Source organism: Aeromonas sp. HMWF014 (assembly GCF_963878295.1).
Taxonomy (GTDB): Bacteria; Pseudomonadota; Gammaproteobacteria; order Enterobacterales; family Aeromonadaceae; genus Aeromonas; species Aeromonas popoffii.
In genome coordinates this window covers 112-772 of the sequence record NZ_CAWNYS010000433.1, presented here as the reverse complement: position 1 = coordinate 772, position 661 = coordinate 112, and the positions used below count along the sequence as shown (strand labels likewise).

1 pseudogene is annotated in these 661 nt (G+C 56.3%); it reads left to right on the top strand.

The features are described 5' to 3' along the window. Positions 1–341 (top strand): annotated as a pseudogene (locus tag AAC083_RS23275) (phospholipase D-like domain-containing protein); the annotation flags it as partial. Between the last annotated feature and the right edge of the window lie 320 nt (positions 342–661).

Sequence of the window (661 nt, the reverse complement as noted above, 5' to 3'; positions counted from 1 at the left end):
CCCTGGTGTATGGCGTCTACCGGCGTCATCGCCCCTGGCTGATACGGCAGGGGATAGCGCTGTCCGAGTTGGAGGGGGAGGGCCTTAGCCTGCACGCCAAGCTGATCCTGATCGGGGAAGGGGAGGCGCTGCTAGGCAGCTTCAATCTGGATCCCCGCTCCCTGATGCTCAACACAGAGCTGATGTTGCACCTGGAGTGCCCCGCGCTCTGCGCCGAGTTGCAGCTGTGGCTGGCGGGGTGGCAGCAGCGGTCGTCCCATTCCGTTGTCGCCCCACAGTCGACCCTGCGCCGATTGCTGGCCAGGGTGAGCGACTGGCTGCCGCTGCAGCGCTGGTTGTGAGCGGGTCATTTCTTGTGCGAGATCTCGCAAAGCCTTGTACGCCTTCGAGGATAACGTTTGCCATCCAAAGGCGATGAATGTTTTTATCGTATTGTTTTTCATCAGTTTGTTCCGGTGCAGGAATCCTGAGAGCGTCCAGTTACTTGCATACGCCAATGAATAAAACGGTTTTTTATTTTATTTAACTGCGTAATATTTCAGTTGCAAGGATAAACACGGTGGCTTGTCTGCCGTGTGGAAGAGGGTCGTGAAGAGTACTGGCCGACTGGATTACTCCAGCAGGCACCTGCTTCAGATGGGTAGCGGAAACTCAGGAAACA